At 63.1% G+C, this 3,769-nt stretch carries 6 protein-coding genes; 3 read left to right on the top strand and 3 right to left on the bottom strand.

The features are described from left to right. The 3 genes from QZL67_RS06195 to QZL67_RS06185 form a co-directional block, all read right to left on the bottom strand. Positions 1-224 (bottom strand): DUF3792 family protein (locus QZL67_RS06195; RefSeq protein ID WP_292919990.1); only part of this gene is annotated, 224 nt, incomplete at its 3' end. Between the two features lie 67 nt (positions 225-291). Then, positions 292-699: a preprotein translocase subunit YajC gene (gene yajC, locus QZL67_RS06190; protein ID WP_022289880.1), complete on the bottom strand. Its 408-nt coding sequence runs from the start codon at positions 697-699 to the stop codon at positions 292-294. Positions 700-787: 88 nt separating this feature from the next. Next, positions 788-1,720 carry a DMT family transporter gene (locus QZL67_RS06185; RefSeq protein ID WP_022289879.1) on the bottom strand — a complete coding sequence of 311 codons (933 nt, stop codon included), beginning with the start codon at positions 1,718-1,720 and terminating at the stop codon, positions 788-790. Between the two features lie 86 nt (positions 1,721-1,806). On the opposite strand from QZL67_RS06185, the gene QZL67_RS06180 reads away from it, so the two are divergent. The 3 genes from QZL67_RS06180 to QZL67_RS06170 form a co-directional block, all read left to right on the top strand. Further along, a complete protein-coding gene (locus QZL67_RS06180; protein ID WP_022289878.1) occupies positions 1,807-2,430 on the top strand; it encodes a DNA-3-methyladenine glycosylase in 624 nt (207 codons plus the stop codon). A gap of 3 nt (positions 2,431-2,433) precedes the next feature. After that, positions 2,434-3,087, top strand: a complete 654-nt coding sequence (locus tag QZL67_RS06175) for an HAD family phosphatase (RefSeq protein ID WP_022289877.1) — start codon at positions 2,434-2,436, stop codon at positions 3,085-3,087. A 12-nt stretch (positions 3,088-3,099) separates the two neighbouring features. Continuing rightward, positions 3,100-3,769: aldolase/citrate lyase family protein (locus tag QZL67_RS06170; protein ID WP_292919988.1), on the top strand; the 670-nt coding region annotated here is incomplete at its 3' end.

The following is a 3,769-nucleotide window of genomic DNA, read 5'->3' as shown; positions in this document are numbered from 1 at the left end:
GCCCCCCAGGGTGTCCGCCGGGCGCAGGTCCATCCCCCCGCCAGGGCGCAGACTCCGCAGCACACCGCCAGCACCGGGAGGAGGCTCCCCTCCGGCACCGCGCCCTTCACCGCCAGCAGCGCCAGCACCACCGCCGCCAGCAGATAGATCCCCAGGGACACCAGCACCCCCTGCAAAACCACCACGCCGGCGGACGTCTTTTTCCGCGTCTTTCCGTTTCCCATAAAAAATCCCCTCCCCCGTCTTGCTTCAAACAAGCATATGACGGGGAAGGGGGTTTTTATGAAGGAATCAGTTCTTCTCCTCTTCGGGAGCGGGGATCTCGTCCACAGGCTCCTCCGCGGGCTCGTCCGTCTTGGCGGGCGCCTCCACAGCAGGCTCTTCCTTTTCCTTCTTCTTTTTATCCTTATTATCCGCAACGGGCTGCTCACCGGTCTGCACGCCGACCGTGGACACGGCCCACTTGGTCAGCTCCATACGCACGCGGTCATCGCTGGTCTCGATGACGATGGTCTCGTTGTTCACCTGAACGACCTTGCCGACGATGCCGCCGATGGTGGTGATCACATCACCCTTTTTCAGGCTGTCACGCATCTCCTGCGCCTTTTTCTTCCGCTTGTTCTCGGGACGGATCATGAGGAAATACATGATCACGAAGAGAACAACCAGCATGAGGATCGTAGACGTACCCTGGTTCATGTTGTTTAGAGCTCCTTTTTCTTAAAAATCAAAGTGACTTCATTATAGCAAATTTCTGGGAGATTGCAAGATTTTCTTTTGCGCCGGGTCATTTTGTCCCGGAGGCGGCCTTCTCCGGCCGCCGCTCCGCCGGGGACGGCAGCTGGGCCAGAACCACCGCAGCCAGCATCAGCACGCATCCGAAATACTCCTTCCCGCTCATCTGGTCGTGGAGAATCAGCGCCCCCGCCAGGGTGGCAAACACGGACTCCAGGCTCAAAAGCAGCGACACCACCGTAGGGTTGGAGTCCTTTTGGGCCAGGATCTGGAGGGTGTACGCCACACCGCTGGAGAAGATGCCCACGTACAAAATGGGCCACAGGCACACGGAAAGGGCCTCCAGGGAGGGGTGTTCCGTGGCCAGCATCCCGATGCCGGAGAGCACCATGGTCACAAAGAACTGGGCACAGGAGAGCTCCACCCCGTCCACCTTCTGGGTGAAGTGGTCGATGACCAGGATGTGGGCGGAAAAGCAGAAGGCGCACAGCAGCACGTAGAAATCCCCAGTGGAGATGGTCAGGTCCTCCGTGATGCAGAGGCAGTAAAGCCCCGCCACCGCCAGCGCCACGCTGAGCCAGATGATCCGGGGCGCCTTCTTCTTCAAAAAGATCCCGGCGATGGGCACGATGACGATGTAGAGCGCCGTGATGAAGCCCGCCTTGCCGGAGGTGGTGGTCTCCAGGCCCTTTTGCTGGAGATTGGTGGCCACCGTCAGCGCCACGCCGCAGCAGATGCCCCCCAGGACCAGATCCCGCCGGGAACCGGGCCGGGGCTGGGCGGCAGAGTCAAAGTCCCGCTTGCGCACCTGCCGCAGCACGGCGCACAAAATCAGCAAAAATACAAACGCCACCGCCGACCGGGCCGTATTGAAGGTAAAGGGCTCCACATAGTCCGCGCCCACGCTCTGGGCCACGAACGCGGTGCCCCAGATCAGCGCCGCCAGCACCGGGAATACATTTTGTCGCACACGATTGGTTTTCATTGCTCTTGCTCCCACTTCCGTTGTATGGTATATTTAACCACGTAAATAGCCGCAGTAAAATGGTATTGTAACACCGAGGTGAGAAAATGGCAAGGCTTTCCCGGGAATTCTATCTGGGGGACACCGTGGAGATCGCCCAGGCTCTGCTGGGCAAATATCTGGTGCGCCGGCTCGACGATGAGACGCTGGCAGGCCGCATCACGGAGACGGAGGCATACGTGGGCCGGTGCGACAAGGCCTGCCACGCCTACAACTACCGCCGCACCCCCCGCACCTCCACCCTCTTCGGCCCGCCGGGGACGGCGTACGTGTATCTGATCTACGGCATGTACCACTGCCTGAACTTCGTCACCGAGCCGGAGGGCGAACCGGCGGCGGTACTGCTGCGGTCGGTGGAGGTGGTCTCCGGGCTGGACACCGCCTGCCGCCTGCGCTATGGGCTCCCGCCGGACGCCCTGACCCCCGCCCGGCGGCGGACCCTCACCAACGGCCCCGGCAAGGTCTGTCAGGCCTTCGCCCTGACCCGGGCGGAAAACGGGATGGACCTCACCGGGGACACCCTCTTTTTATGCGATGGGCCGGAGGACCTGGGCCTGCCCCCCGCCCCGGCGGTCCGGGAGCGGATGTGCGCCGGTCCCCGGATCGGCGTGGACTATGCCGAGGAGGCCAGGGACTTTCCCTGGCGCTTCTGGCTGGAAAAGGAGACGTGAGACATGTTTTTCTTCGATCTGGACGGCACCCTCATCGACTCCAACGGCATCTGGAAGGATGTGGACCGGACGTTTCTGGCCCGGCGGGGCCTGCCCTATACCCACGCCTACTATGAAGGCGTGGCCCATACCATCTTCCCCCTGGCGGCCAAGTTCACCAAGGAGTTCTGCCACCTTTCGGAGAGCTGCGAGGAGATCATGGCCGAGTGGATGGAGCTGGCGGGAGATCTGTACGCCCATGTCCAGGTCAAGCCCGGCGTCCGGGCCTATTTGAAGCAGTGCCGGGCGGAGGGCCGCCGCATGGCGGTGGTGACCTCCAGCGTCCCCGCCCACTGCCGCACCGCCCTGGAGCACCTGGACCTGGCACGGTACTTTGAGGACGTCTTTTTCGCCCACGATCTGGGTCTGGAAAAGCGGGACCCGGCCATCTGGCGCAAGGCGGCGGAAGATTGCGGCGTGGAGCCGGAACGGTGCACCGTCTTTGACGACAGCCTCTCCGCCTGCCGAGGGGCCCGGGCCGCCCGGATGCGGGTGGTGGGTGTGTACGACGCCTTCTTCGCCCAGGATGAATCGAAAATGCGGAACTTCTGCGACGTCTACATCAAGAGCTTTGAAGAGCTCTTGTGGCTGCCGGAGCAGAAAGCCCGAAAAAAATAAGGAGTGAGCAGCATGAATCCCATTCAGGAAAAATTTCAGCGCGGTGAGCTGTCCGTGGGCACCTTCACCCAGCTGAGCAGCCCTGTGGCTGTGGAGTGCCTGGGCCGGACGGGCCTGGACTACGTTCTCATCGACACGGAGCACTGCGCCGTGGGCGTGGAGTTTCTCACCGCCGCCATCACCGCCGCCGACGCGGCGGGCATCACGCCGCTGGTGCGCATCAACGAGATCTCCCGCAGTGCCGTGCTCCAGCCCCTGGACTACGGCGCCCAGGGATTGATCGTCCCCGCCGTGGAGACGGTGGAGCAGGTGGAGCAGCTGGTGCGCTACGCCAAGTTCCCCCCGCTGGGCAACCGGGGCTACTGCCCCACCCGGGACGGCGGCTGGGGATTTGACGCGGAGTCCCTCCAGGGGACGGAGGCCTACTTTGCCCGCTGCAACCGTGAGACGCTCCTCCTCCCCCAGTGCGAGACCCGGGGCTGCCTGGAGCACATCGACGAGATCACCGCCATGGAGGGCGTGGACGGCATCTTCGTGGGGCCCTTCGATCTCTCCATCGCCCTGGGCATCCCCATGCAGTTCGACGCCCCCGCCATGAAGGAGGCCATGGCCCGGATTCTGGATGCCTGCCACCGCAATCACAAGATGGCCTTCATCTTCTGCGGCGACGCTGAGGCCGCCC

Origin of the sequence: Oscillibacter sp. CAG:155, from assembly GCA_000436875.1 — a bacterium.
Taxonomy (GTDB): domain Bacteria; phylum Bacillota; class Clostridia; order Oscillospirales; family Oscillospiraceae; genus Oscillibacter.
The sequence above is the reverse complement of the archived record's forward strand: the minus strand, read 5'-3'. Positions and strand labels throughout refer to the sequence as shown.

Excerpts from the sequence above, each read along its gene's own strand:
- yajC (WP_022289880.1), bottom strand. The coding sequence starts at position 699 with ATGAACCAGGGTACGTCTACGATCCTCATGCTGGTTGTTCTCTTCGTG.
- QZL67_RS06185 (WP_022289879.1), bottom strand. The coding sequence starts at position 1,720 with ATGAAAACCAATCGTGTGCGACAAAATGTATTCCCGGTGCTGGCGGCG.
- QZL67_RS06180 (WP_022289878.1), top strand. The coding sequence starts at position 1,807 with ATGGCAAGGCTTTCCCGGGAATTCTATCTGGGGGACACCGTGGAGATC.
- QZL67_RS06175 (WP_022289877.1), top strand. The coding sequence starts at position 2,434 with ATGTTTTTCTTCGATCTGGACGGCACCCTCATCGACTCCAACGGCATC.